The 22,286-nt window shown below is 62.8% G+C and carries 18 protein-coding genes; 11 read left to right on the top strand and 7 right to left on the bottom strand.

The genetic code is table 11. The features are described 5' to 3' along the window. Nucleotides 1-8 precede the first annotated feature (8 nt). From V7R84_RS01460 to V7R84_RS01450, 3 genes are read right to left on the bottom strand one after another with little or no spacing between them, the layout of a single operon-like run. Nucleotides 9-980 carry a methionine synthase gene (locus tag V7R84_RS01460; RefSeq protein WP_338571286.1) on the bottom strand — a complete coding sequence of 324 codons (972 nt, stop codon included), beginning with the start codon at nucleotides 978-980 and terminating at the stop codon, nucleotides 9-11. Beyond that, the gene (gene mnmA, locus V7R84_RS01455) at nucleotides 977-2,050 is read right to left on the bottom strand and encodes a tRNA 2-thiouridine(34) synthase MnmA (protein ID WP_338571283.1); all 1,074 of its coding nucleotides are present in this window, start codon (nucleotides 2,048-2,050) and stop codon (nucleotides 977-979) included. The genes V7R84_RS01460 and mnmA overlap by 4 nt, the downstream gene beginning before the upstream one ends. A gap of 36 nt (nucleotides 2,051-2,086) precedes the next feature. Then, nucleotides 2,087-3,190 carry a cysteine desulfurase family protein gene (locus V7R84_RS01450; protein ID WP_338571281.1) on the bottom strand — a complete coding sequence of 368 codons (1,104 nt, stop codon included), beginning with the start codon at nucleotides 3,188-3,190 and terminating at the stop codon, nucleotides 2,087-2,089. 129 nt (nucleotides 3,191-3,319) lie between these two features. On the opposite strand from V7R84_RS01450, the gene glgX reads away from it, so the two are divergent. Continuing rightward, complete coding sequence (glgX, locus tag V7R84_RS01445) at nucleotides 3,320-5,449, top strand: glycogen debranching protein GlgX (protein WP_338571279.1); 2,130 nt, start codon at nucleotides 3,320-3,322, stop codon at nucleotides 5,447-5,449. Between the two features lie 126 nt (nucleotides 5,450-5,575). Here glgX and glgP read toward each other — a convergent pair whose 3' ends face one another. Continuing rightward, nucleotides 5,576-8,125 carry an alpha-glucan family phosphorylase gene (gene glgP, locus V7R84_RS01440; RefSeq protein WP_338571277.1) on the bottom strand — a complete coding sequence of 850 codons (2,550 nt, stop codon included), beginning with the start codon at nucleotides 8,123-8,125 and terminating at the stop codon, nucleotides 5,576-5,578. 62 nt (nucleotides 8,126-8,187) lie between these two features. Between glgP and V7R84_RS01435 the strand changes: the two genes are divergently transcribed. The 8 genes from V7R84_RS01435 to V7R84_RS01400 all read left to right on the top strand — a co-directional run bounded on the left by V7R84_RS01435 (nucleotide 8,188) and on the right by V7R84_RS01400 (nucleotide 18,003). Continuing rightward, nucleotides 8,188-10,188: an alpha-1,4-glucan--maltose-1-phosphate maltosyltransferase gene (locus tag V7R84_RS01435; RefSeq protein ID WP_338571276.1), complete on the top strand. Its 2,001-nt coding sequence runs from the start codon at nucleotides 8,188-8,190 to the stop codon at nucleotides 10,186-10,188. A 3-nt stretch (nucleotides 10,189-10,191) separates the two neighbouring features. Beyond that, complete coding sequence (locus V7R84_RS01430; RefSeq protein ID WP_338571275.1) at nucleotides 10,192-11,433, top strand: hypothetical protein; 1,242 nt, start codon at nucleotides 10,192-10,194, stop codon at nucleotides 11,431-11,433. Nucleotides 11,434-11,443: 10 nt separating this feature from the next. After that, on the top strand, nucleotides 11,444-13,339 hold the full coding sequence (gene glgB, locus V7R84_RS01425; protein ID WP_338571273.1) for a 1,4-alpha-glucan branching protein GlgB: 1,896 nt from the start codon (nucleotides 11,444-11,446) through the stop codon (nucleotides 13,337-13,339). Then, entirely contained in the window at nucleotides 13,315-14,112 is a 798-nt protein-coding gene (locus V7R84_RS01420; protein ID WP_412728098.1) for an NUDIX hydrolase, read from the top strand. Before glgB ends, V7R84_RS01420 begins: the two co-directional genes overlap by 25 nt. Nucleotides 14,113-14,200: 88 nt before the next feature. Continuing rightward, complete coding sequence (locus V7R84_RS01415) at nucleotides 14,201-15,229, top strand: siderophore ABC transporter substrate-binding protein (protein ID WP_338571270.1); 1,029 nt, start codon at nucleotides 14,201-14,203, stop codon at nucleotides 15,227-15,229. Continuing rightward, nucleotides 15,226-16,239 carry an ABC transporter permease gene (locus tag V7R84_RS01410; RefSeq protein WP_338571268.1) on the top strand — a complete coding sequence of 338 codons (1,014 nt, stop codon included), beginning with the start codon at nucleotides 15,226-15,228 and terminating at the stop codon, nucleotides 16,237-16,239. Before V7R84_RS01415 ends, V7R84_RS01410 begins: the two co-directional genes overlap by 4 nt. Beyond that, on the top strand, nucleotides 16,232-17,251 hold the full coding sequence (locus V7R84_RS01405) for an iron chelate uptake ABC transporter family permease subunit (RefSeq protein ID WP_338571266.1): 1,020 nt from the start codon (nucleotides 16,232-16,234) through the stop codon (nucleotides 17,249-17,251). The genes V7R84_RS01410 and V7R84_RS01405 overlap by 8 nt, the downstream gene beginning before the upstream one ends. Beyond that, complete coding sequence (locus tag V7R84_RS01400) at nucleotides 17,248-18,003, top strand: ABC transporter ATP-binding protein (protein WP_338571264.1); 756 nt, start codon at nucleotides 17,248-17,250, stop codon at nucleotides 18,001-18,003. The genes V7R84_RS01405 and V7R84_RS01400 overlap by 4 nt, the downstream gene beginning before the upstream one ends. A gap of 277 nt (nucleotides 18,004-18,280) precedes the next feature. Here V7R84_RS01400 and V7R84_RS01395 read toward each other — a convergent pair whose 3' ends face one another. Next, nucleotides 18,281-19,186, bottom strand: coding sequence for a tetratricopeptide repeat protein (locus V7R84_RS01395; RefSeq protein ID WP_338571263.1), 906 nt, complete (start codon nucleotides 19,184-19,186; stop codon nucleotides 18,281-18,283). A gap of 58 nt (nucleotides 19,187-19,244) precedes the next feature. On the opposite strand from V7R84_RS01395, the gene pgm reads away from it, so the two are divergent. Further along, a complete protein-coding gene (gene pgm / locus V7R84_RS01390; protein WP_338571262.1) occupies nucleotides 19,245-20,876 on the top strand; it encodes a phosphoglucomutase (alpha-D-glucose-1,6-bisphosphate-dependent) in 1,632 nt (543 codons plus the stop codon). 25 nt (nucleotides 20,877-20,901) lie between these two features. Here pgm and V7R84_RS01385 read toward each other — a convergent pair whose 3' ends face one another. Then, a complete protein-coding gene (locus V7R84_RS01385; RefSeq protein WP_338571259.1) occupies nucleotides 20,902-21,447 on the bottom strand; it encodes a PH domain-containing protein in 546 nt (181 codons plus the stop codon). Between the two features lie 6 nt (nucleotides 21,448-21,453). Next, nucleotides 21,454-21,609 (bottom strand): hypothetical protein, encoded by a 156-nt coding sequence (locus V7R84_RS01380; RefSeq protein WP_338571257.1) that lies wholly within the window; start codon nucleotides 21,607-21,609, stop codon nucleotides 21,454-21,456. 204 nt (nucleotides 21,610-21,813) lie between these two features. Here V7R84_RS01380 and mce point away from each other — a divergent pair, with 204 nt between their 5' ends. Then, nucleotides 21,814-22,272, top strand: a complete 459-nt coding sequence (gene mce / locus V7R84_RS01375; RefSeq protein ID WP_338571255.1) for a methylmalonyl-CoA epimerase — start codon at nucleotides 21,814-21,816, stop codon at nucleotides 22,270-22,272. Nucleotides 22,273-22,286: the final 14 nt, after the last annotated feature.

Genomic DNA, 22,286 nt, shown 5'->3' with positions numbered 1-22,286 from the left:
AGGCAAGTTTATTGCAGTTCCTCAGCAACGAGCGTGGCTGCTCGCCGGAGCGCTGCCAACTGACCGGGCACCTCTGCCAGTTTCCAGGAGGCCAGGCCACAGGCTGTGGTGAGCAGCACTCCAGAGTCAATGCTCGGAGCAGGAAGTTCCAGGGGACGTAGCACCCGCAAGGTTTCTCGGGCTAGTTCATCGACGCCCTGGACGCGCCCGGTCGCGCTGTCGACGATCCCCAGAGCCAGCCCTCGTCCCGCCTGGGCCCACTCCGCCAGAGCGTCGATCCCCGCAGATTCTAGGAATAACCGGGTGTCGACAGCCACCGCCGCAAATCCCGCGCGTTGCGCCACCGGCAGCCACTTTCCGGGGGCGCAGCAGTGCAGCCAGGCGCCCTCCGACAGAGGCTTCAGGGCGCCGGCTAGTTCCGGCACCTCGACCCGACGGTGCCTGCTGAAACCGGAGGCCGTGGGAATGGTGCCATCACCGACCGCCGTCAGCGCAGGTTCGTCGAGCTGCAGCAACAGCCTCGCCCCCGGGATACGGCGCCTCAGATCCTCCCGGAGCTGCAGCCAGCCCTCGGTCAGCGCCTGCGCCACTTCCCTGCGGGCTCCGTGATCGGCCAGCAACCGGTCTCCCCGGGGACGTTCAACCGTGGCGGCGAGGGTCCACGGCCCGGCCAGCCCAATCTTCAGCACACCCTCGAACCCCTGGAGCAGTTCCTCCGCGTCGTCCAGGTCGTGACGCCACCGGGCCCTTGCCCTGCGATGATCACTCCCGGACGCGGCGGTCAGGCGCCACCCGGAGGGTTGAATATCGAAACCGAGACCGTCAATGATCCCCAGCGCCCTGCCGATCATCCCGGATCCCACACCCCGCGCAGGCAGTTCTGGGAGGGGCAACACCTCCGGAAGGACCTCGGTCATTGCTGTCAAGGCCCCGCGGAAGTCGTCACCAGGCAGGGAACCGGCAGCGGTGACGCGCATCATGAGGTCCCACTGATCGTCGCGGAACCAACAACCCGGGTGACATCGAAGAAAACCATGGACTGTCCTGGCGCCACCCCACGGATTGGTTCGTCGAGTTCCACCCGCACCTGGTCGTCCCCGGTGGTGGTGATAGTGGCGGGCAGTGCGGCGCCGTGGGCCCGGTACTGCACCTGTCCCCGCCAGCTTCCGGATACCCTGTGCTGCGTCCAGGTGGGACGGATACCTTCGAGGTGGCTGACCAGCAGTGATTCCCTAGGGCCGACGACCACGCGATTACCGACCGGTTCGATCCGCAACACGTAGCGGGGATTGCCATCCGAAGCGGGGACGCGCAGGTCGAGTCCTTTGCGCTGCCCAATGGTGAAACCGTGGTGCCCCCTGTGCCGTCCGAGCTCGGTTCCGGAACAGTCCACGATCGGCCCCGGGGTCTCACCAAGGTGGGCCCTCAGGTAGCCCTGGGTATCGCCATCGGGGATGAAGCAGATGTCGTAGGAGTCGGGTTTGTCTGCGACCTTGAGGCCCAGCGAATGGGCCTCCGCCCGCACCTGCGGTTTCGGCGTGTCTGCGAGCGGAAACAGGGAGCGGCGCAGCTGGTCCTGGTCCAGCACGCCGAGCACGTAGGACTGGTCCTTGTCCGGGTCGGCGGCGCGATGCAGTTCAAGTTCCGACCCGTTGTCCACAACCCGGGCGTAATGTCCCGTCGCGACGGCGTCGAAACCGAGCGCGAGACCGCGTTCCAGTACGGCTGCGAATTTGATCTTCTCATTGCACCTGAGGCACGGATTCGGAGTGTGACCCGCACGGTACTCGGCTACGAAATCGTCGACCACATCCCTCTGGAACTGCTCCGAGAAATCCCACACATAGAAGGGAATGTCCAGCAGGTCGGCGACACGCCTGGCGTCGTGGGCATCCTCCAGGGAGCAACAGCCGCGTGATCCTTCGCGATAAGGCTGCGGGTTACGGTTCAGCGCCAGGTGCACCCCGGTCACGTCGTGTCCGGCGGCGACGAGGCGCGCCGCAGCGACGGCGGAGTCAACCCCGCCCGACATGGCTGCCAGTACCTTCATCTCCCCTCCCTTCTCCGGATTCGCGGCCGAAGAATTCTACATGGCTACCCGGGCCCGTTCCACGGCCACCGGCAGCACCTCACGAAGCCGATCGACGTCCCCCTGGCCGCTCGTGTGGCCGAGGGAGAAACGGACCGTGGACATGGCCTCATCCTCGGAGGATCCCATTGCCAGCATGACCTCGCTGGGCCGGTAGACCCCGGCGCGGCACGCGGAACCCGCCGAGGCATGGATGTCCTCAGCGTCGAGCAGAAACAACAAGTCCTGGGCTCTTATTCCGGAAAAGGTGGCGCTGACGACGTGCGGGGCGCAGTTGGTGCCATTGATGCTCCCACCGCAAGCCACAACGGTCTCGCGGATCCCGTCCCGGAGCGCGACGAGCCGCATAGTCTCGGCCTCAAGACTCACCACGGCCGCCGTCGCGGCGGCGGCGAAAGAGGCAGCGAGGGCCACCGGGAGCGTACCGGAGCGGATACGACCCTCCTGCCCACCACCGAGCCCGATCGGCGCTGGAGTGACGCCACGTTTCATGGCAAGGGCCCCGATCCCAACAGGACCACCGATCTTGTGGGCTGAGACGCTCATCAGGTCCAGACCCGTGTCATGGAAGTCCAGGGGTACATGCCCGAGGGCCTGCACCGCATCGCTGTGACTCCATGCGCCCGTCCGTGAGCTTGCGGCGATCAATCCGTCGAGGGGATGAATCACCCCGGTTTCGTTGTTCACCCTCACCACCGAGATCACGGCCACTTGTTCATCCGCGGTCTCCCATGCGGTGTCTTCGACGAGTCCGTGGGGGCTCACTGCGAGCACCTCGGCTCCCTTGCCGCGGGCCTCCTGCACAGCCGGATGCTCAACCGCCGATATCAGACTCCGTGGTCTTTCAGGCCGGGCTGCCAAAGAGCCCAGAATGGCGATCGAATCGGCCTCTGAGCCACCCGATGTGAAGATCACCTCCCCGGGGTGGGCACCGAGCGCTGCCGCCAGTTCCTCCCTCGCATCCTCGAGGCGGCGTCTGGCCCGCTGTCCCGCGCGATGCTGGGACGAGGGGTTGCCGACCCGTCCGAGCTCGCTCAGCAACACCTCTTGCGCCTCGGAGCGCATCGGCGAAGTGGCGGCGTGATCCAGGTAGGTGCTCACCGTTTCACTCTCCTTCTCTCAACCATCCATCATGACTGATCGACCGGGCTTATCTGCGAGATCAGATGACTTATGGCAAAATGGTTCGGCCCTCGGGGCGGATGCCCGCCGAGGGCCGGAAGGCGAAACATGTTCATTGAGCCGCTCGACACCAGCCGCCTGGGAGCGAAGGTCGAGAAGGACGGCGTCAGCTTCGGCCTGTGGGCCCCTCATGCCACCCGAGTGGAGCTGTCGCTCGTGGACCTGATGAAGAATCAACGCAACGTGGAGATGAAAGCGGACAGCCAAGGAATCTGGCACGTCTTCGTTCCTGGTATCGGTGAGGGGCAGGAATACGGCTACCGCGTCCACGGAGATTGGGCTCCGAGCCGCGGTCGCCGCTTCAACCCGGCCCGGCTGCTGCTCGACCCCTACGCCCGAGCCGTGACCGGCGGCATCGACTACCGGGGCCCGATCCATGACCACCTGGCCCACGACGATTTCCGCCCCGACGCCACCGACTCCATCGGAGCAGTGCCTCTCAGCGTCGTCGTCGCCGACACCCCCCCGCCCCCTCCAGTGGCGGGGGGCAGGCGCCCGATGGCCGAGTCGGTCATCTACGAGATGCACGTGCGCGGTTTCACAAAAATGCACCCGCTGGTGCCCGAACACCTGCGCGGCTCATACGCGGCCCTGGCCTATCCCGAAGTGATCTCCTACCTGCTGGACACCGGCATCACAGCGATCGAGCTGCTGCCCATCCACCACTACGCATCCGAGCCCTTCATCGCCCACAAGGGACTGAGCAACTACTGGGGATACAACACCCTCAGCTATTTCGCTCCGCACGCCTACTACGCGACTCGGGGCACTCTCGGGAATCAGGTGACGGAATTCAAAGCCATGGTGGCTGCCCTCCACGATGCCGGTATCGAGGTGATCCTCGACGTCGTCTACAACCACACCGCAGAGTGTGGGCACGAGGGCCCGACGCTCTCCATGCGCGGCATCGACCACGCGGGCTACTATCGCCTCACCGATGACCTGCGGGACGACTACGACGTGACTGGTTGCGGAAACTCGGTGAACTCCTCCACTCCCATGGTTCGGCAGTTGATCGTCGATTCTCTCCGTTACTGGGTGGAGCACATGGGCGTTGACGGATTCCGTTTCGACCTTGCCACCACGCTGTTCCGTGACAGCCAACACCACTTCGTCCATGACCATCCCTTGAAGCAACAGATCAACTCCGACCCTGTTCTCTCTCATGTGAAATTGATCGCCGAACCCTGGGACATCGGTCCCTACGGCTATCAGCTCGGCAGTTTCGGCCCCGGCTGGTCAGAATGGAACGACCGGTTCCGCGATCACGTGCGTGACTACTGGAAGAGCACGGTTCACGGAGTCCAGGAACTCGCGACTCGGCTTTCTGGCTCCTCGGACGTGTTCCAGCACAGCGGTCGCCCTCCACAGGCCTCGATCAATTTCGTGACCGTCCACGACGGGTTCACGATGCGCGACCTGGTCAGCTACGACGTGAAACACAACTCCGCCAATGGCGAAGGCAATCGCGATGGCAGCGACAACAACCGTTCCTGGAACCATGGTTTCGAGGGCGAGAGTGATGATCCGGCCATCAACGATCTGAGAGCCCGGCAGGTGCTTAACATGCACGCCACCCAGGTTCTCGCGGCCGGAACCCCCATGATCCTCGCCGGCGATGAGTTCGGGCGCACTCAGAAGGGCAACAACAACGCCTACTGCCAGGATTCGCCGCTGAGCTGGGTGGACTGGACCCCCGATGCCCGATGGCAGGGAGTCCGGGCTCGCTTGGTCGATCTTCTGCGATTGAGGGCGAAACATCCCTTGTTGCGCCCCGACCACTATCTGCACCACACCGACGTCTTCAACAGTCACGGAGAGAACCTGGGTCGCGTGGACCTCACCTGGTTCAACGACCACGGCGCCCAGATGACCGAGCAGGACTGGTACGACGGTTCCCGCCGCCTGTTGGGCATGTACGTCTCCGACGACGTGAATGCTTTCCTGACGTGGTTCCACTCGGGGGCCGAGCCCATCGAGGTGATCCTTCCCGGCCTACCCTGGGCCGCCCAGCTGAAGATCATTTGGCACTCGGCGGGAACCGATGAGCTGCTATCCGATGAACTGTCTCCCGGTTCCGTGCTGAGGGTCCCGGGGCGTTGCGTGGTGCTGATGCGCTGCGACGTGCCGACCACCGCGGCCGAACTGCTGGGCATGTCCCCGGTGCTCATTCCCTGAGCCCCGGGACACCACCGGGCAACAGGCACTGAAAAGCCCCCGCGGGTTCTTTCTCCCGCGGAGGCTTTCCGATTCCGGGGGGCGTGCCGGTGGAGCATAAACTGGTCCTCACCGGCACGGCCCGGCTCACCTGATGACGGCGGACAGCCCCATCTCGGAGTCGCTGGCCAGCAGCGGATGCGAGGGCACCATGCGGGCCAGGCAACCGATCTGTCCCGCGTAGCGGGTGGGGATCTCGGCAACAAATCGGGTCACCCCGTCGGCCTCCCCGACGGGAACCGTCGGGTACTTGCGGATGTCGTGGAGCCTGTCCTCGTTGTCGACATCGCCGAAGATCAACTGCACCGCGACGTCCTCGGCCCTCAGGGCACCGAGCCGGACATCGACGGTCGGACGCAGGACCGTTCCGGTCTCGAGCTGCCCGATGACACCGACGTCGAGGCCGACGACCTGGGCGGTGTGCCAGTCGCGGCGGACCCGTTCCTTCCACTTCGCCAGGTCGGCGGCGACGTCGTCATCTTTCCGAGCGGCGAGGGACTGCGCGGCCGGGGTGTAATAGTCAGTGACGTAGTCACGAACCATGCGGGAGGCGAGGATCTCCGGTCCGAGCTCGGAGATGCAATCGCGCATCATCTGCAGCCATTCGGCGGGGTTGCCGTTCGCATCAAGGGTGTAGAAGCGGGGGATGATCTCATTCTCGATGATTGAGTAGAGGAACTCGGCCTCTGCAGCATCACGTTCGGCCTGGTCCGCGATTCCCTCCGCAGAGGGAATTTCCCAGCCGAACCTCGGCGAGTACAGTTCATCCCACCAGCCATCGCGGATGGACAGATTCGCGGCGCCGTTGAGGGCTGCCTTCATGCCGGATGTGCCACAGGCCTCGTAGGGCCGCAGCGGGTTGTTGACCCACACGTCGCAGCCCGGGTAAAGAGGACGAGCCAGGGACATGTCGTAGTCGGGCAGGAAGACCAGTTTCCCGCGCACGTCGTCCTGATCGGAGAACTGCACCATCTGCTGGATCAGCGACTTGCCGATGTTGTCAGCGGGGTGAGCCTTGCCCGCGATCACGATCTGGATGGGAGTGGTGGGATGGTTGAGAAGAGCCTTCAGACGCTCCGGGTCCGACAACATCAGTGTCAGACGCTTGTAGGAGGCACCGCGGCGCGCAAAACCGAGGGTCAGGACCCGCGGGTTCAGCGCCTCAGAAGTCCAGTCGGCGGGGATGCCCCTGGCCTTGCAGGACTCCGCCAAACGCTTACGTGCCATCTGGATCATGGAAGAGCGCAACTGCCGTTTCAGACCCCAGAGGGTATCGTCATCCACCTCCTGGATGGCGGCCCAGTCGTAGCCATCGACGACCGTGCTGGCATCATCGGTGTGGGCCTTCAGGATCTCCAGGAGCTCCGGATGAATCCAGGTGCGGTGGTGGACGCCGTTGGTGACGGAGCCGATGGGCACCTCGGTGTCGTCGAAATCCGGCCACAGACCGTTGAACATCTCCCGTGAAACCTCGCCGTGAAGTTTTGAGACGCCGTTGGCACGCTGACCGAGCCTCAGCCCAAGCACAGCCATGTTGTAGCGCGACGGGTCGCCGCCGGGATAGGTCTCGGTCCCGAAGGACATGATGTCCTCCAGCGGCAACCCGGGATCGAAGTTCGCGAACTGATGCTCGACGAGGCTCTTGTCGAACCGATCGATTCCCGCCGGCACGGGGGTGTGGGTGGTGAAAACGGTTCCTGCGCGGGTCAACTCGATGGCGGTGGGCAGGTCGCGCCCGTCGGCCAGGTACTCCCGAATGCGTTCGAAACCGAGGAACCCCGCATGACCCTCATTGCAGTGGTAGACGTCGGGCCGAGGATGACCGGTGATCTCGCAGTAGCGGCGCAGTGCCCGGACACCACCGATGCCGAGGACGACCTCCTGCGCAAGACGATGCTCAGTGCCACCACCATAGAGCCGGTCGGTGATGTTGCGGGCCTCGGGGTCGTTGTCGTCGCGATCGGTGTCGAGCATCAGCAGCGGAATACGGCCGACCGAGGCCACCCAAATGGAGGCGTAAACCTCCCTGCCAAAGACCTCGACACTGATTTCCTGCGGGTTCCCGGCGGAGTCCAGCAGGCGGGCCACGGGCATTTCGTTGGAGGGCAACACCGGGTAGCGCTCCTGCTGCCAGCCGGAAGCGTTCAGCCACTGCCGGAAGTACCCGAACCTGTAGAGAAGACCGACTCCGATGAGGGGCAGACCGAGGTCGGAGGCCGCCTTCAAGTGGTCGCCGGCCAGGATCCCCAGGCCCCCCGAATACTGGGGAAGAACCTGGCTGACGCCGAACTCGGCGGAGAAATAACCGATTCCCGCCGGCGCTCCCTCGTTCTCGGCAGCGTAGCGTTGGAACCACAGGTCATCGGAGAGGTAGGTGACCAAATCGTCGTGGAGGAGTCCCACATTGCGAGCGAAGACCTGGTCAGCCGCGAGCTGCTGGACCCGTTCGGGACGAACCGCGGACAGCAGTTTGACGGGGTCCTCGCCCACTTCCTCCCAGAGTCTTGGGTCAATTGCCCGGAAAAGGTCTCGGGTTTCCTGATGCCACGACCAGCGAAGGTTCTTCGCCAGCGCATCAAGCTTTGCGATACGTTCGGGCAGCACAGGATGAACGGTGAATCGTCGGAATGCACGCACGAGGATAAATTACATTGCCTCACCCCGGCACACGAAACCCTGAGGAAGCTAGGCTGGTCCCTGTGAACCACCCCACACCAGCCCGAGCACACCTGCGACGCACCGAGGGCGGTTTCGGCCGCATCCCGGTAACGGGGGTTTCCCCCGTGATAGCCGACGGCGCCTACCCGGCAAAAGCCGTGGCCCATGAACGAATCCTGATCAGCGCGAACGTTTTCCGCGAAGGCCATGATGCCGTGAACGCGTCGGTGATCCTCACGGCGCCGCACGGCACCCAACGCCGGATCGACATGACCCAGGTCGAACCCAAGGGACTCGACATCTGGCAGGCACATGTCCGCATGGCAACGGAGGGAGACTGGACCTTCCGCATCGAGGGCTGGTCCGATCCCTGGGGCACCTGGCGTCACAACGCGTTGGCAAAGCTGCCACTCGGCATGGATGTCGAACTGCTCTGCTTGGAGGGCCGGGAGCTCTTCAAGGAGGCGGCCGAGACCGCCGAACAGTCGCGCGTGATGCCGGCCTCCCATCTGCTGCGCGCCGCCGCGGAGGCATTGAACCCCAACACCCCCGTCAGCGAGATCGAGGATCTGATCAAATCGCGGCCCATTGATCGCGCCATGGCACGGTTCGGCCCCCGGGAGGCTATCTCCGCCACCCAGGAATACCCGATCCGCGTCGAACGTCGCCGCGCCCTCTACTCGTCGTGGTACGAGTTCTTCCCGCGTTCCCAGGGAGCCATGCGTGATGAGGAGGGCCACTGGATCTCGGGTGGTTTCGATTCCTCGCACTCGCGTCTCGAAGCGATCGCGGCGATGGGTTTCCACGTGGTCTATCTGCCCCCAATCCATCCCATCGGCTCATCCTTCCGGAAGGGGAAGAACAACAGCCTCGACCCGACCCCCGAGGACCCGGGCTCCCCGTGGGCCATTGGATCGGCCGAGGGCGGGCATGACGCCATCCACCCGGACCTGGGCGATCTCGAATCCTTCGAGCGGTTTGTCGCGAAAGCAAAGTCGCTCGGGCTGGAGCTGGCCCTCGACCTCGCCCTCCAAGCCTCTCCCGACCACCCGTGGGTACAGGAGCATCCTGAGTGGTTCACGACTCGCTTGGACGGAACCATTGCCTATGCGGAGAACCCGCCCAAGAAATACCAGGACATCTACCCCCTGAACTTCGACAACGATCCCGAGGGCATTTATCAGGAAGTACTGAGGATTGTTCGGCTGTGGATCGACCGCGGCGTGACCATCTTCCGGGTCGACAATCCCCACACCAAACCCGTGGAATTCTGGGACTGGCTGTTGGAGCGGGTTCACGAAACCAACCCGGAGGTCATCTTCCTGGCAGAGGCGTTCACTAAACCACAGATGATGGCCGCCCTCGGGAAGGTCGGTTTCCAGCAGTCATACACCTACTTCACGTGGCGTGTGGCGAAGTGGGAACTCACGGAGTACCTGACGGAGCTGAGCCGGGACATGGCTTCTTACTACCGACCCAATTTCTTCGTGAACACCCCGGACATCCTCCCCTTCCATCTACAGTCCGGAAATCCCGCAATTTTCGCAATCCGCGCGATTCTGGCAGCCACTCTTTCCCCGTCCTGGGGAGTCTATTCAGGATTCGAACTGTTCGAGCACACTGCTCTAGTCCAAGGGCGGGAAGAATACCTGAACTCAGAGAAATATGAGTACCGTCCGCGCGACTTCGCCGCAGAACCGAATCTAAACATGCTCCTGGGGAGCCTGAACGGAATCCGCGAGAAACATCCAGCCCTGCAACAGCTGCGTGATATCCATTTCCACCATGCCCCACACGACTCGGTGATGGCCTATTCGAAGCACGATAGAGAAGACGTCGTGCTGGTTGTCTGTTCACTGGATCCGGACAACACCGTGGAATCCGATGTCTACCTGAATCTTTCGGCGTTGGGGCTTCCTCCGGGTTCCACAGTAGAAGTTCGTGATGAGTTGTCGGGCGAAACCTACAACTGGAGCGAGAGAAACTGGGTTCGTCTGTATCCAAGCAAGCCTGCTCACATTTTCCACGTCACCTCGCATTGAGCCATGGCTGGTAACCACGATTCACTGCTCCAGGCGCTCTGGGCCTTGGCACAGGACGCCCGGTGGTTCTCCGGGCGCTCCCGTGGCGGAGTCCCGCGCCAGGTCGAACTGACCGACTGGTTTCGGCCACCCGGGAATGACGGCCCCGGGCTGCGAAGCGCTCTGCTGGAAGTGGAATACCCAGCGGGAGGAACGGAAAAATACCACGTGCCGCTGGCTTTTCACACTGCCGGGGACTGCCCGACGAGGCCTTTGGCGCAAGTCAACCTGGAAGGCACCAACTTCGACGTTGCGGAGGTCGCAGACGAGCCTGCCGCGATGACCGCCCTGCTCGACTGCCTAGCCTCTGGAGCACCGGGTTTCATCGCATCCCGGGAGGTTCCATCCGGACTTCCGGGCCACCGCTACCGTGGGGAACAGTCGAACACCTCTATGTTCTTCGGTGACCTGATCGTCGGGAAGATCTTTCGTCGCATCGAGAACGGACCAAACACCGATGTCGAGATGCACCAGGCCTTGTCCGGCTCAGGGGCGGTGGCAGAACTCTTCGGTTGGTGGGAGTGGCAGGGGGCACACCTCGGGGTGTTCCTGGAGGCGCTGCCCGACCCACATGACGGGTTCGTCGAGGCCTGCCGGGCTGCCGAAACCAGAACCAGCTTTGACGGACAGGCTCGGGACCTGGGCCGCCAGCTGACCTTGGTACACGGCCTGTTGGCCAGCCGTTTCCCCACCGGGAGATTGCTCGGGCAGAAGCTGGCGGCTCAGTTTCGAGCACGACTGGAAGCTGCTGTCCTCGAAGTTCCGCTACTCGAGAGATTCCGCAGCCCTGCACTGCGCACCTATCGCACCATCGAGGAACTCGAGTTGCCGACCCAACGCATCCATGGGGACTGCCATCTCGGCCAGGCTCTGTCAACCCGAAATGGCTGGCGCTACGTCGATTTCGAGGGAGAACCCATCAAATCATTGCAGGAGAGGCGCGAGCCCGATTCCCCACTGCGGGACGTGGCCGGTATGTTGCGCTCCTTCGACTACGCCGCAGCCAGCGGGGACGCCCCCGAAGGCTGGCGGGATGAGGCCCGGGCGGCCTTCCTGGATGGCTACAGTGCTTCCGCCGAAATCCCGGTGGATGTCCTGCTCGCCTACGAGGTGGACAAAGCTATCTACGAGGTGGTCTATGAAACCCGGAACCGTCCCACTTTCACCCATATCCCGGTAGATTATCTGGCAGGCATCGAGTCTTGAGGAGCTGACAATGGCGCATGATCCGTTTGGCGGGCTGACCGGTTGGGACCTGGAAGGATTCCACAACGGCGGTGATACCGAAATCTGGAAGCGTCTCGGCGCCTTTCAGTGCACAATCGAGGATGATGAGAGAGGTCCTGTTGAAGGGGTCAGGTTCGCTGTGTGGGCCCCCAATGCACGTGCGGTGCAGGTGATCGGTGACTTCAACTGGTGGACCGGTGACCCGATGCAGCTGATTCCCGGATCCGGTGTGTGGGGAACCTTCATCGAGGGCCTCACAGAAGGAACCCTCTACAAGTTCCGCGTCCAGGGTCCCGACGGTGTCTGGCGGGAGAAGGTGGATCCACTGGCCCGTTTCTCGGAGCAGGCCCCGGCCAACGCATCGATCGTCTACGAGTCGAAATACGTCTGGTCCGATGACGAATGGATCGCGAAGCGTGAAAAATCGCAGCCCCACAAGGAGCCGATGAGCATCTACGAGGTGCACCTCGGTGGGTGGCGGCGCGGCAAGAGTTACCTGGACCTGGCGGAGGAACTCGTCTCCTACGTCAAGTGGCAGGGCTACACCCATGTCGAGTTCATGCCTGTGGCGGAGCACCCGTTCGAGCCGAGCTGGGGCTACCAGGTGACTGGCTACTACTCACCCACGAGTCGTTTCGGTAAACCCGACGACCTGCGGTTCCTAATCGACAAGCTCCACCAGGCCGGGATCGGAGTGATCCTCGACTGGGTGCCGGGACACTTCCCCAAGGATGACTGGGCGCTGGGTCGTTTCGATGGCACTGCGCTGTACGAGCATGCCGACCCTCGCCAGGGCGAACACATGGACTGGGGAACCTACATCTTCAACTATGGCCGTAACGAGGTGAAGAGTTTCCTGGTCTCCAACGCCTTGTACTGGCTGTCCGAGTTCCACATTGACGGACTGCGTGTCGATGCGGTGGCCTCCATGCTGTACCTCGACTATTCACGCGCCGAAGGCCAGTGGGTACCGAACAAGTACGGGGGCCGCGAGAACCTGGAGGCCATCGACTTCCTGCGCTACGTCAACCGACACATGTACGAGCGCCATCCCGGAACAATGATGATCGCCGAGGAATCTACGAGTTTCCCTGGAGTCACCAAACCCGTCGACAAGGATGGGCTCGGTTTCGGTTTCAAGTGGAACATGGGCTGGATGAATGACACCCTGCGTTATCTGGCACTGGACCCGGTCTACCGCCAGTACGAACACAATTTGTTGACGTTTGCGATGGTCTACCAGTACTCGGAGAACTTCATCCTGCCGATCAGCCACGACGAAGTCGTACACGGCAAGGGGTCGATGATCAACAAGGTCCCTCAGGACGACTGGCGCAAATTCGCCACACTTCGTGCCTTCTACTCGTTCATGTGGAGTTTCCCCGGCAAACAGCTGATCTTCATGGGTTCCGAATTCGCCCAGCGCCCAGAGTTCAACGAAGCCACCAGCCTGGAGTGGTGGGTCACGGAACTCTGGGGTCATGGAGGGCTACAACGGCTGTTCCGCGACCTCAACATGATTTACCGTGACAATCCCCCGCTGTTCGAGCTAGACAACGCCCCGGAGGGTTTCACCTGGATCAACGCCGACGACAAGGGACACAACACACTGAGCTGGGTACGCAACGACTCCCAGGGAAACCACGTGGCCTGCTTCACCAATTTCTCCCCGGAACCGCTGCGCGATTACCTCGTCGGATTGCCCGGAGACGGTGAGTGGGAGGAGATTCTGAACACTGATTCAGAGACCTACGATGGCTCTGGCCAGTTCGGCAACCTGGGCGTAGTGACAGCACACGATGAACCGTGGGGGCACTTCCCGGCCAGCGCCGAGGTGACCATTCCCCCGCTAGGGTCGATCTGGCTGCGCAGCAAAACCAGGTGAGCGACTTCAAGGTCCAGGTGGACATCGTTGACGGTATCGGCCAGCTCCGTTGGGAGGAGCAGGTGGTGGACGCCTCGACCCTCGAGCGAGCGGTTTCCCTCGCCGCCGACGATGCCATCTTGGCCCACAACCTTCGTCGGTTGCAGTGCGACATCCCAGCCACGGACCGGGTCGCCATGGTTGCACTGCACCGTTGCGGTTTTCGGCGGGAGGGCAGATTGCGTTCAGCTTTGCTCACCCCGTCGGGGCACTTGGTGGACGTGCTGGTCTACGCCCGGCTGGCCGTGGATCCGGTCTACGGTCCGCACGGTTTCTCAGGGGTGATGAACTCGGTGCTGCCGACGAAACGCGTCATCGCCCACGTCGTTTTCCGAGACGAGGCCGGTCGGGTATTGCTGACAGAAACGACCTACAAGGAGGATTGGGAACTTCCCGGCGGGGTGGTGGATCCGAATGAGTCGCCCCGCGCGGGAGGCCGCCGCGAACTGCTCGAGGAAATCGGCCTCGACATCGATCCCGGTGAGCCCGCCATCACCGACTGGATGACGCCCCACCTCGGCTGGAGCGACGCCATCGAGTTCATCTACGACGGCGGCATCCTGCCCAATACAATCGCCCGTTCCCTCGCGCCCTGTGATCGTGAGCTCAGGGCAATCCATTGGGTCCCACGCGAGGAGCTCCCGGACAGGGTCAGCGAGTTGTCAGCCCGGAGAATCAACCTGCTTCTCGACGGTTACCGGGGTGCCACGGAGAACGGAATGCGGATTCCCTGATCGGGCGGCCGACACACCACCCCTTACCTTTTCGCAAAAGATAGGGTTGACTTACCTTACCCGCATCCGGCAACCGCATAGGAGAAGCGTGAGTATCTCGAAGACCCGTCTGCTACCCGCCTTGGTCGCCCTCGTGAGCGTGAGCATCGGCCTCACCGCTTGTGGCGGCGCGAACTCGCAGCCGAGCGACCCTGCCAACGCCTCGCAGTCCGCCGGGGCGACCACCGTGACCATCCAGGACAACCGTGGCTCCGTGACCGTTCCGGTGCCCGCCAAGAGTGTCATCGTCACCGACAACCGCCTGTTCCAACCCCTCCAGGAGTGGGGGGTGAAGCTTTCTGCCGCCCCGCAGGAGATCATCGCGAAGGGATCCCCGTACAAGACCGACAGTTCCATCGTGAATCTCGGGGATCACCGGGAACCCAACATGGAGGCCGCAGTCGGGGTCCAGCCCGACCTGATCATCAACGGACAGCGTTTCAAGGACAAATACGACCAGTTCAAGCAGCTGACCCCCGAAGCCGCCCTCGTGGACATCGACATCCGCGACGAGAAGGACGAAAACGGGAAGCTCAAATACAAGTTCGACGAGGAGTTGAAACGCCAGGTCACCGTGGCCGGGGAGATCTTCGGCAAGAAGGACGAGGCCGCCAAGCTGGTGAGCGATTTCGACGCCTCGATCGCCCGGGTGAAGGCCGCGTACAAGCCGGGCTCCAAGGTGATGGCCGTCATCGTCTCGAAGGGCAAGGTCAACTACGCGGCTCCCGGTTCCGGGCGCACGCTCGGGCCCATCTTCGAGATCCTCGGTCTCACCCCCGCCCTGGAGAGCCAGGGCAGCAGCGACCACCAGGGCGACGAGATCTCCGTCGAGGCCATCGCCCAGTCCAACCCGGACTGGATCCTCGCGATGGACCGCGACGGCGCCATCACCGCCGAGGGGGAAACCGTCACCCCGGCCTCCGAGGTGATCGCGGGTTCAGCTCCCCTACAGAACGTGACGGCAGTCACCAAGAAACAGATCGTCTACATGCCCGCCGACACCTACCTCAATGAGGGCATCCAGACCTACACCACATTCTTCAACGACATGGCCGACGCCATGGAGAAGTCTGCTTGACCGAGCCGAAAACCGCCGGGGACGAAACCAGCAGCCGAGTCCCCGGCGGTGTCACATTCCGGCAACGACTGTTCACCGCTCCCCTGCTGCTGGGTCTTCTTGGGCTCCTGGCGCTGACCGTGCTGTCCCTGCTGGTCGGGGTCTATGACGTGTTCGGTTCCCCGGACGGCGCCTACATCTTCGCCCTAACCCGCATTCCCCGCACCGTTTCCCTGCTGCTGGCAGGCTCCGCCATGGCCATATCGGGCCTGGTGATGCAGCAGATCTCCCAGAACCGTTTCGTCGAACCCACCACCACCGGAACCACCGAGTGGGCGGGTCTTGGACTGCTCTGCGTACTGATCCTCTACCCGGAGGCACCTTTGATGGTGAAGATGGTGGCCGCCATCGCCGCCGCCTTCGGGGGCACGATGGTGTTCTTCCTGGTTCTGAGGCGCATCCAGTTGCGTTCCGCGATGATCGTCCCGATCGTCGGCATCATGCTGGGCGCGGTGGTCGGCGCCGTTTCCTCCTACCTGGCGCAGGCCACCAGCATGCTCCAGACCCTGGGGGTGTGGTTCCAGGGCTCGTTCTCCGCAACGATCCAAGGACAATACGAACCGGTGTGGGCCGTGGTGATCGTGGTCATCGGGGTCTTCCTGGTGGCGGACCAGTTCACGATCGCTGGTCTCGGAAAGGACGTCGCGACAAATGTCGGGCTCGATCACCGGAAGGTCGTGCTGCTCGGCACCGGAATGATCGCGGCGGTCACTGGCATCATCACCGTGGTGATCGGCAACCTTCCCTTCCTGGGATTGGTCGTCCCGAACATCGTCTCCCTGCTGCGGGGCGACAATCTGCGTTCCAACCTGCCGTGGGTCTGCCTGACCGGGGCCGCGATGGTCACGGCCTGCGACATCGTGGGGAGACTCGTGATCATGCCCTTCGAGATTCCCGTCGGCACCATCCTGTCGGTGGTCGGGGCGTTCGTGTTCGCCTTCCTCCTGTTGAGGAGGCGGAGAAATGCCTGAGACGATGACACGTGTAGGCCACGGCGCCTTCGCGGATTCCCGGGCAGCGGGGCGCTACTGGATGATCCTCGCGGTCCTGGTCCTCCTGGCCCCGGCCGTCTGCTACGGCATCCTCGCCTGGGGCAATCCCATGCCCGTGGGCTCGCCCGGTTTCTGGCGGATTGCCCAGGTGCGAGCCGCATCCGTGGCCGTGATCCTGGTGGTCGCCTGGTGTCAGGCACTGGCGACGGTCGCCTTCCAGACCATCACCAACAACCGGATCATCACACCCTCGATCATGGGTTTCGAGTCGCTGTACCGCCTGCTCCAGACCAGCATCGTGTTCTTCTTCGGCATCACGGGGCTGACCAGCATGGACAGCACAGGACAGTACCTCATGCAGGTTGGGCTCATGGTAGCCCTGGCGGCGCTGCTCTACGGCTGGATGCTTCGAAACGAGCGCGCCAACATCCATCAGACGCTTCTGCTAGGCATCGTCATCGGGACGGGACTCGGTGCCCTGTCCACCTACATGCAGAACCTCCTGAACCCGTCGGCGTTCGACATCCTGAGTGCCAGGCTCATCGGCAACATCTCAAATGCCGATGTGTCCCAGCTGCGGGTCGCGATTCCCCTGGCCCTGGTCGCTGGTGGATTGCTGCTGGCGATGTCACGGACCCTCGACGTGCTGGGGCTGGGACGCGACACAGCCATCGGCCTGGGCGTGGATCACCGCCGCAATTCGCTGGTGATCCTGATGTTGACGGCGGTGTTGATGGCCGTCAGCACCTCGCTGGTCGGCCCCATGTCGTTCCTCGGTTTCCTGGTGGCGATGACCGCCCATCAGCTGTCCGACACCCACGAGCACCGGTTCGTCCTCCCGATGGCGTGGCTGGTCGGTGTGGTGATCCTCGGTGGCGCCTATTTCACCCTGCGGCATATCTTCTATGCCACCGGCTCCGTGGGCATCATCATCGAGGCGGTGGGTGGCACCTTCTTCCTCATCCATCTACTGAGAAAGGGACGGCTGTGATCCTCGTAGACTCGGCCCTGAAAACATACGGCTCCACGACGACCATCGGTCCCTTGGAACTCAAAATCCCCGAAGGCGGCATCACCGCCCTGGTGGGCCCCAACGGGGCAGGCAAATCCACGCTGCTGACCATGATCGGGCGCCTGCTGGGAATGGACGCCGGAGCCATCGAGGTGGCAGGCATGAACGTGGCGACGGCCAAGTCCAAGGACCTCGCCAAGGTGCTGTCCGTGCTTCGTCAGGAGAACCATTTCGTGACCCGGCTGACGGTTCGCCAGCTGGTTGGTTTCGGTCGTTTTCCCCACTCGCGGGGACGCCTGAGCGTCGAGGACATTGAGATCATCGAGCAGGCCATCTCCTTCCTGCGTCTGGAGGAGATCGCAGACCGTTTCATCGATGAGCTCTCGGGGGGTCAGCGGCAACGCGCCTACGTGGCCATGGTGCTGGCCCAGGACACCACATATGTGCTGCTGGATGAGCCCTTGAACAACTTGGACATGGCCCATTCCGTGCAGATGATGCAGCACCTGCGCCGGGCAGCGAAGGAACTGGGACGCACGATCGTGATCGTGCTGCACGACATCAACTTCGCCGCCACCTACGCCGACACGATCATCGCCATGAAGAACGGGAAGGTGGCGGCTTCCGGAAGCCCTGAAGAACTCTTTCGCGAAGAGATTCTGACGGACATCTTCGAGACATCCGTCACAATCATCCCGGGGCCACGGGGTCCTGTAGCCGTGTATTTCTGATCATCGACCAGGCATGTGGGCGCCTGAATACTCGTCAACAGGAAAGCCATCGTCGCAGGATGCGTGAATGAGCCCCGGAATCCGGGCTTCTTATTATGCGATCCGCATTCCACAGGAGACAGTTTTGGCTCGGTCGTCCAGTGGCAGAATTTTGTTCCACACGAGCTGCGAGACTTATCCACAGCCGTCACCAAATGCGGTTTTACTAGGGGTCTCGCTGGCCGGAGGACGGCAATGGCATTTTCCAAATCGCCACTCCCAAGGGCGCGAAGGGGGCTCAGAACAGCACGGTCGTCAGGCGACGACGGGCCTTCAGCACATCCGAGGAGGTCCGTCCGGCAACCTCGAAGAGCTCCAACAGCCGGACCCGAATCGTCTCCCGTTCGTCCGGAGTCACCTCAGCAGCCAGCCCCAGAAGGCGGTCGAAGGCGGATCCGTACTCCCCTTGGATCATCTCCAGATCGGCGGCGTCCAGCTGAGCCGCGACATCGTCCGGGCGTTCGGCAGCAGACTTCACGATGGCTGCACCGTCAAAAGATGCGGAACGCTCCAGGAGCGCCGCCTGGGCACGACCCGCGGTTGCCTCGGGATCCCCGGGGGTGGCAGCGAGAAGAGCATCGAATTCAGCGACGGCCTGAGCGAAATTACCGGCGGCCAAAGCAGCGTCAGCCTTCTCGAATCGCGGATCCGTCGTTGGTTCCGCTGTTTTCTCCGGAGCGGTCGATCCCGTCGCTTGGGCACGACCCGTCATGCCATTGGCGATGGCAAGCTGGGCCACCTGGTCGAGAACGGCCGAGATGTCTGCACGGTCACGGGTTCCTTGGAAGAGCGGCGCCACCTGCCCCCCAATGATCGCCACGACCATTGGCACAGCGGTCACTCCAAGCGCCTGGGTAAGACGCGGCTCGGTATCAACATTGACTCGGGCCAGGAGAAAACGTCCCTCCGCGGCGTTGACGAGCTCCGCCAGGTCGCTGGAGACCGTGGCTCCGGCTGTATCACGGGGTGAGTAGAACTCCACGATCACGGGGTGCTGCATAGAACGACCAACCAGCTCCTGGAAACCCGGCTCGGTGATGTCGGTCACATAACTGTTCCCTCCGGTGGCACCGCTGGCGGACTGTGCTGCGGCGAGGGAGGACAGATCTACGGCACCGGGGCGCGTGAAGTTCGGATTCGTCATGTCATCAATCTTTGCGGGCGAGATCAATTCCTACAACCGGAAGTGGAAAGATGGGTGCATGTCACATGAGCGAGCTGGCCTGGTGGCCCTGGAATCCGATCTCATCGACGTCAACGCCGTCCTTGCGGCCTACTATGACCTGACCCCCGACCCCAGCAACCCCGACCAGAAGGTCGTTTTCGGCACCTCTGGACATCGCGGCTCCAGCCTCGATACCGCTTTCAACGATCTCCACATCGCCGCCACGACACAAGCGATCGTGGAGTATCGGGCAGTGCAGGGAGTGAGCGGCCCCTTGTTCATCGGCAAGGATACCCATGCGTTGTCCCTGCCGGCCTGGCGCACCGCCATCGAGGTGCTGGTGGCCAATGGAGTCGCTGTCTTCGCGGAACGAGAAGACGAGTACACCCCGACCCCCGCAGTCTCCCGCGCCATCATTCGTTACAACCGTGAGCACCCGAAGCAGGTCGCTGACGGCATCGTCGTGACCCCTTCCCACAATCCACCGCGCGACGGCGGGTTCAAGTACAACCCCCCGACGGGTGGCCCGGCCGACACCGATGCCACGAAGTGGATCGCCGACCGCGCCAACGCCCTGATGGCCTCCCCCGCGGAGATTCGCCGGAAACCCTACGAAAAGACTGTTTCTGGGGTAACCCGCTTCGACTACCGCACCCCTTACTGCACCGAGCTTGCAACCGCCCTGGATCTCGATGCCATCGCGGCGGCAGGCGTCCGCATCGGAGCGGACCCGCTTGGAGGGGCCTCTGTTCAATACTGGGAGTATCTGGCCGAGCACAGCTCCCTCGACCTGACCGTGGTGAACCCTGCGGTGGACCCCACCTGGAAGTTCATGACCCTGGACACCGACGGCAAGATCCGCATGGACTGCTCGTCACCGAACTCGATGGCCTCCTTGGTGGCCAATCGCGACCGCTACGACATCGCCACGGGCAACGACGCAGACTCGGACCGTCACGGGATCGTCACCCCGGACTCCGGGTTGATGAACCCCAACGCCTTCCTCGCAGTCGCGATCGACTATCTGTTCTCCCACCGTCCCGGCTGGGCGGCAACGACGGGGGTCGGCAAGACCCTGGTGTCCTCCTCCATCATCGACAAAGTCGCGGCGCGACTCGGGCGCAAACTGGTTGAGGTGCCTGTCGGTTTCAAATGGTTCGTCCCCGGGCTGACTAACGGCTCGCTCGGCTTCGGCGGTGAAGAGTCAGCAGGTGCGAGCTTCCTCGATGTCGAGGGCCGTACCTGGACCACCGACAAAGACGGCATCCTCCTGGCTCTGCTCGCCAGCGAGATCCTGGCCGTGACAGGACGCTCGCCCAGCCAACACTATGCCGACATGGAATCAGCCTTCGGCACCTCCTACTACGCCCGCGTCGATGCAGAAGCCAGCCGCGAGCAGAAGGCCCGGCTCGCTGCCCTCTCTCCCGACGATGTCAGGGCTCATGAGCTGGCAGGGCAGCCCATCACCGCAGTTTTGACCAATGCCCCTGGCAACGAGGCACCCATCGGGGGTATCAAGGTGACCACCGATTCCGGCTGGTTCGCTGCCCGCCCCTCCGGGACCGAGGACAAATACAAGATCTACGCCGAGTCGCTGCGCGACGCGGACCACTTGGCCCAGATCCAAGCGGAGGCCCGCGAAGTGGTCGACGCTGCCCTCCGAGGCTGAGCCATTCTCCTGTGAGGCCGGCGGGTCACACCCCGTCGGCTTCGTCTTCTTCTTCCATGACCATCTTCTTGCGGAGACCAGAGCGCTGAATCACCCGCTGGATAGTCAGATCTCTTTCCGCTGGGTGAGCGACGTAGCGAATGTCCCGCAGCCCCTGCGCCTGGGCTGCAGATTCGAACACCAGGTGCCCGTAGTCGAAGATCTTCCCGAGCATCGACTGCTCCAAAGAGATATCCAGGATCCGGGTCATGGGCATCGTCGCCAAGTGCGTGTTGAACACACCATGGATCCTGAACACCCGCATGTTGGTTATGACAAATCGGTCCATGTGCGCGACATGGGCCTTCCAAAACCCAAGGCCCAACAGGTAGAACCCAACAAGCATCGGTACCCAGAAGAAACCACGTGCCACGATCATGAGAAAGAACGCGGGAATACTCAGGGCCATCACGCCTATCCACGGCAGGGAGACCACCCAGTGCTTGCGCACCTCATCGATCACCCGTTCGTCCTCCTCGAGCAACAAATGGCGCTGGATGTCGGGCTCCAGGAGGCGAGCAAGCAAACCCACGACCGGCTATCCGGCCAAGCGGGAGAAAAACCGGACGATCGACTCAAAGGCGCCAAAGAACGTCCTGATGGCCTCCGCTGCCGCCTCTGGGCGAGTGAAAAGGTAGTAGACCACGAAGGCGATGCCGAGCACGAGCAGGACCTTCTTGATCCAGCCAACCATGATGTCTCCAAGTCTCAAGGGGGAAGGGACTCACACGAGCGTTTACCAGTCTGCATCATCCAAGGTGCTGCTTGAACCTGACGCGCCGCTGTTGAACTCAACAGTTTCTCACCTCGACCGCGTTGAAGTGCTCACGCCGCGCCGAGACACCACATCCCCCTTACCTCCGACCCCAGCGCCCGAGTTCATCACCCAGGTGGAAGAATGACGAGCATGGAGAACCAAGATCTTTTCATCTGCATCGATCATGTCGGCCTGGCCGTTCCCGATCTCGACGAGGCCATCAAGTTCCACAGCGAAGTGTTCGGGTGGCGCGAGCTGCACCGCGAGGTCAACGAGGAGCAGGGTGTTGCGGAGGCCATGATTGGCACCGGAACCCAGGGAGAAGAGAACGCCAAGATCCAGCTCCTGGCTCCCCTCAACGAGAAGTCGACCATCGCCAAATGGCTGGATCGCAACGGCGGCCCCGGCATTCAGCAGCTCGCCTATCGCGTGCATGACTTGGATCATGTGAGCGCAGTCCTGCGTGAGCGTGGCCTCAGGCTACTTTTCCCGGAGGCCAAACGGGGAACCGCTGATTCCCGCATCAACTTCGTTCACCCGAAGGATGCCGGTGGCGTCCTCTTGGAGCTGGTGGAACCCGCCAAGGGCGCCTCTCACTGAGGTCGTTCATGAGA

This window comes from Arachnia propionica (genome assembly GCF_037055325.1).
Taxonomy (GTDB): Bacteria; Actinomycetota; Actinomycetes; order Propionibacteriales; family Propionibacteriaceae; genus Arachnia.
The sequence above is the reverse complement of the archived record's forward strand: the minus strand, read 5'-3'. Positions and strand labels throughout refer to the sequence as shown.

What these genes read in the sequence shown, in the direction of transcription:
- mce (WP_338571255.1), top strand. Translation starts at nt 21,814, where the DNA reads ATGACGAGCATGGAGAACCAAGATCTTTTCATCTGCATCGATCATGTC.
- mnmA (WP_338571283.1), bottom strand. Translation starts at nt 2,050, where the DNA reads ATGAAGGTACTGGCAGCCATGTCGGGCGGGGTTGACTCCGCCGTCGCT.
- glgB (WP_338571273.1), top strand. Translation starts at nt 11,444, where the DNA reads ATGGCGCATGATCCGTTTGGCGGGCTGACCGGTTGGGACCTGGAAGGA.
- V7R84_RS01460 (WP_338571286.1), bottom strand. Translation starts at nt 980, where the DNA reads ATGATGCGCGTCACCGCTGCCGGTTCCCTGCCTGGTGACGACTTCCGC.
- pgm (WP_338571262.1), top strand. Translation starts at nt 19,245, where the DNA reads ATGTCACATGAGCGAGCTGGCCTGGTGGCCCTGGAATCCGATCTCATC.
- V7R84_RS01380 (WP_338571257.1), bottom strand. Translation starts at nt 21,609, where the DNA reads ATGGTTGGCTGGATCAAGAAGGTCCTGCTCGTGCTCGGCATCGCCTTC.
- glgX (WP_338571279.1), top strand. Translation starts at nt 3,320, where the DNA reads ATGTTCATTGAGCCGCTCGACACCAGCCGCCTGGGAGCGAAGGTCGAG.
- V7R84_RS01405 (WP_338571266.1), top strand. Translation starts at nt 16,232, where the DNA reads ATGCCTGAGACGATGACACGTGTAGGCCACGGCGCCTTCGCGGATTCC.
- V7R84_RS01430 (WP_338571275.1), top strand. Translation starts at nt 10,192, where the DNA reads ATGGCTGGTAACCACGATTCACTGCTCCAGGCGCTCTGGGCCTTGGCA.
- V7R84_RS01395 (WP_338571263.1), bottom strand. Translation starts at nt 19,186, where the DNA reads ATGACGAATCCGAACTTCACGCGCCCCGGTGCCGTAGATCTGTCCTCC.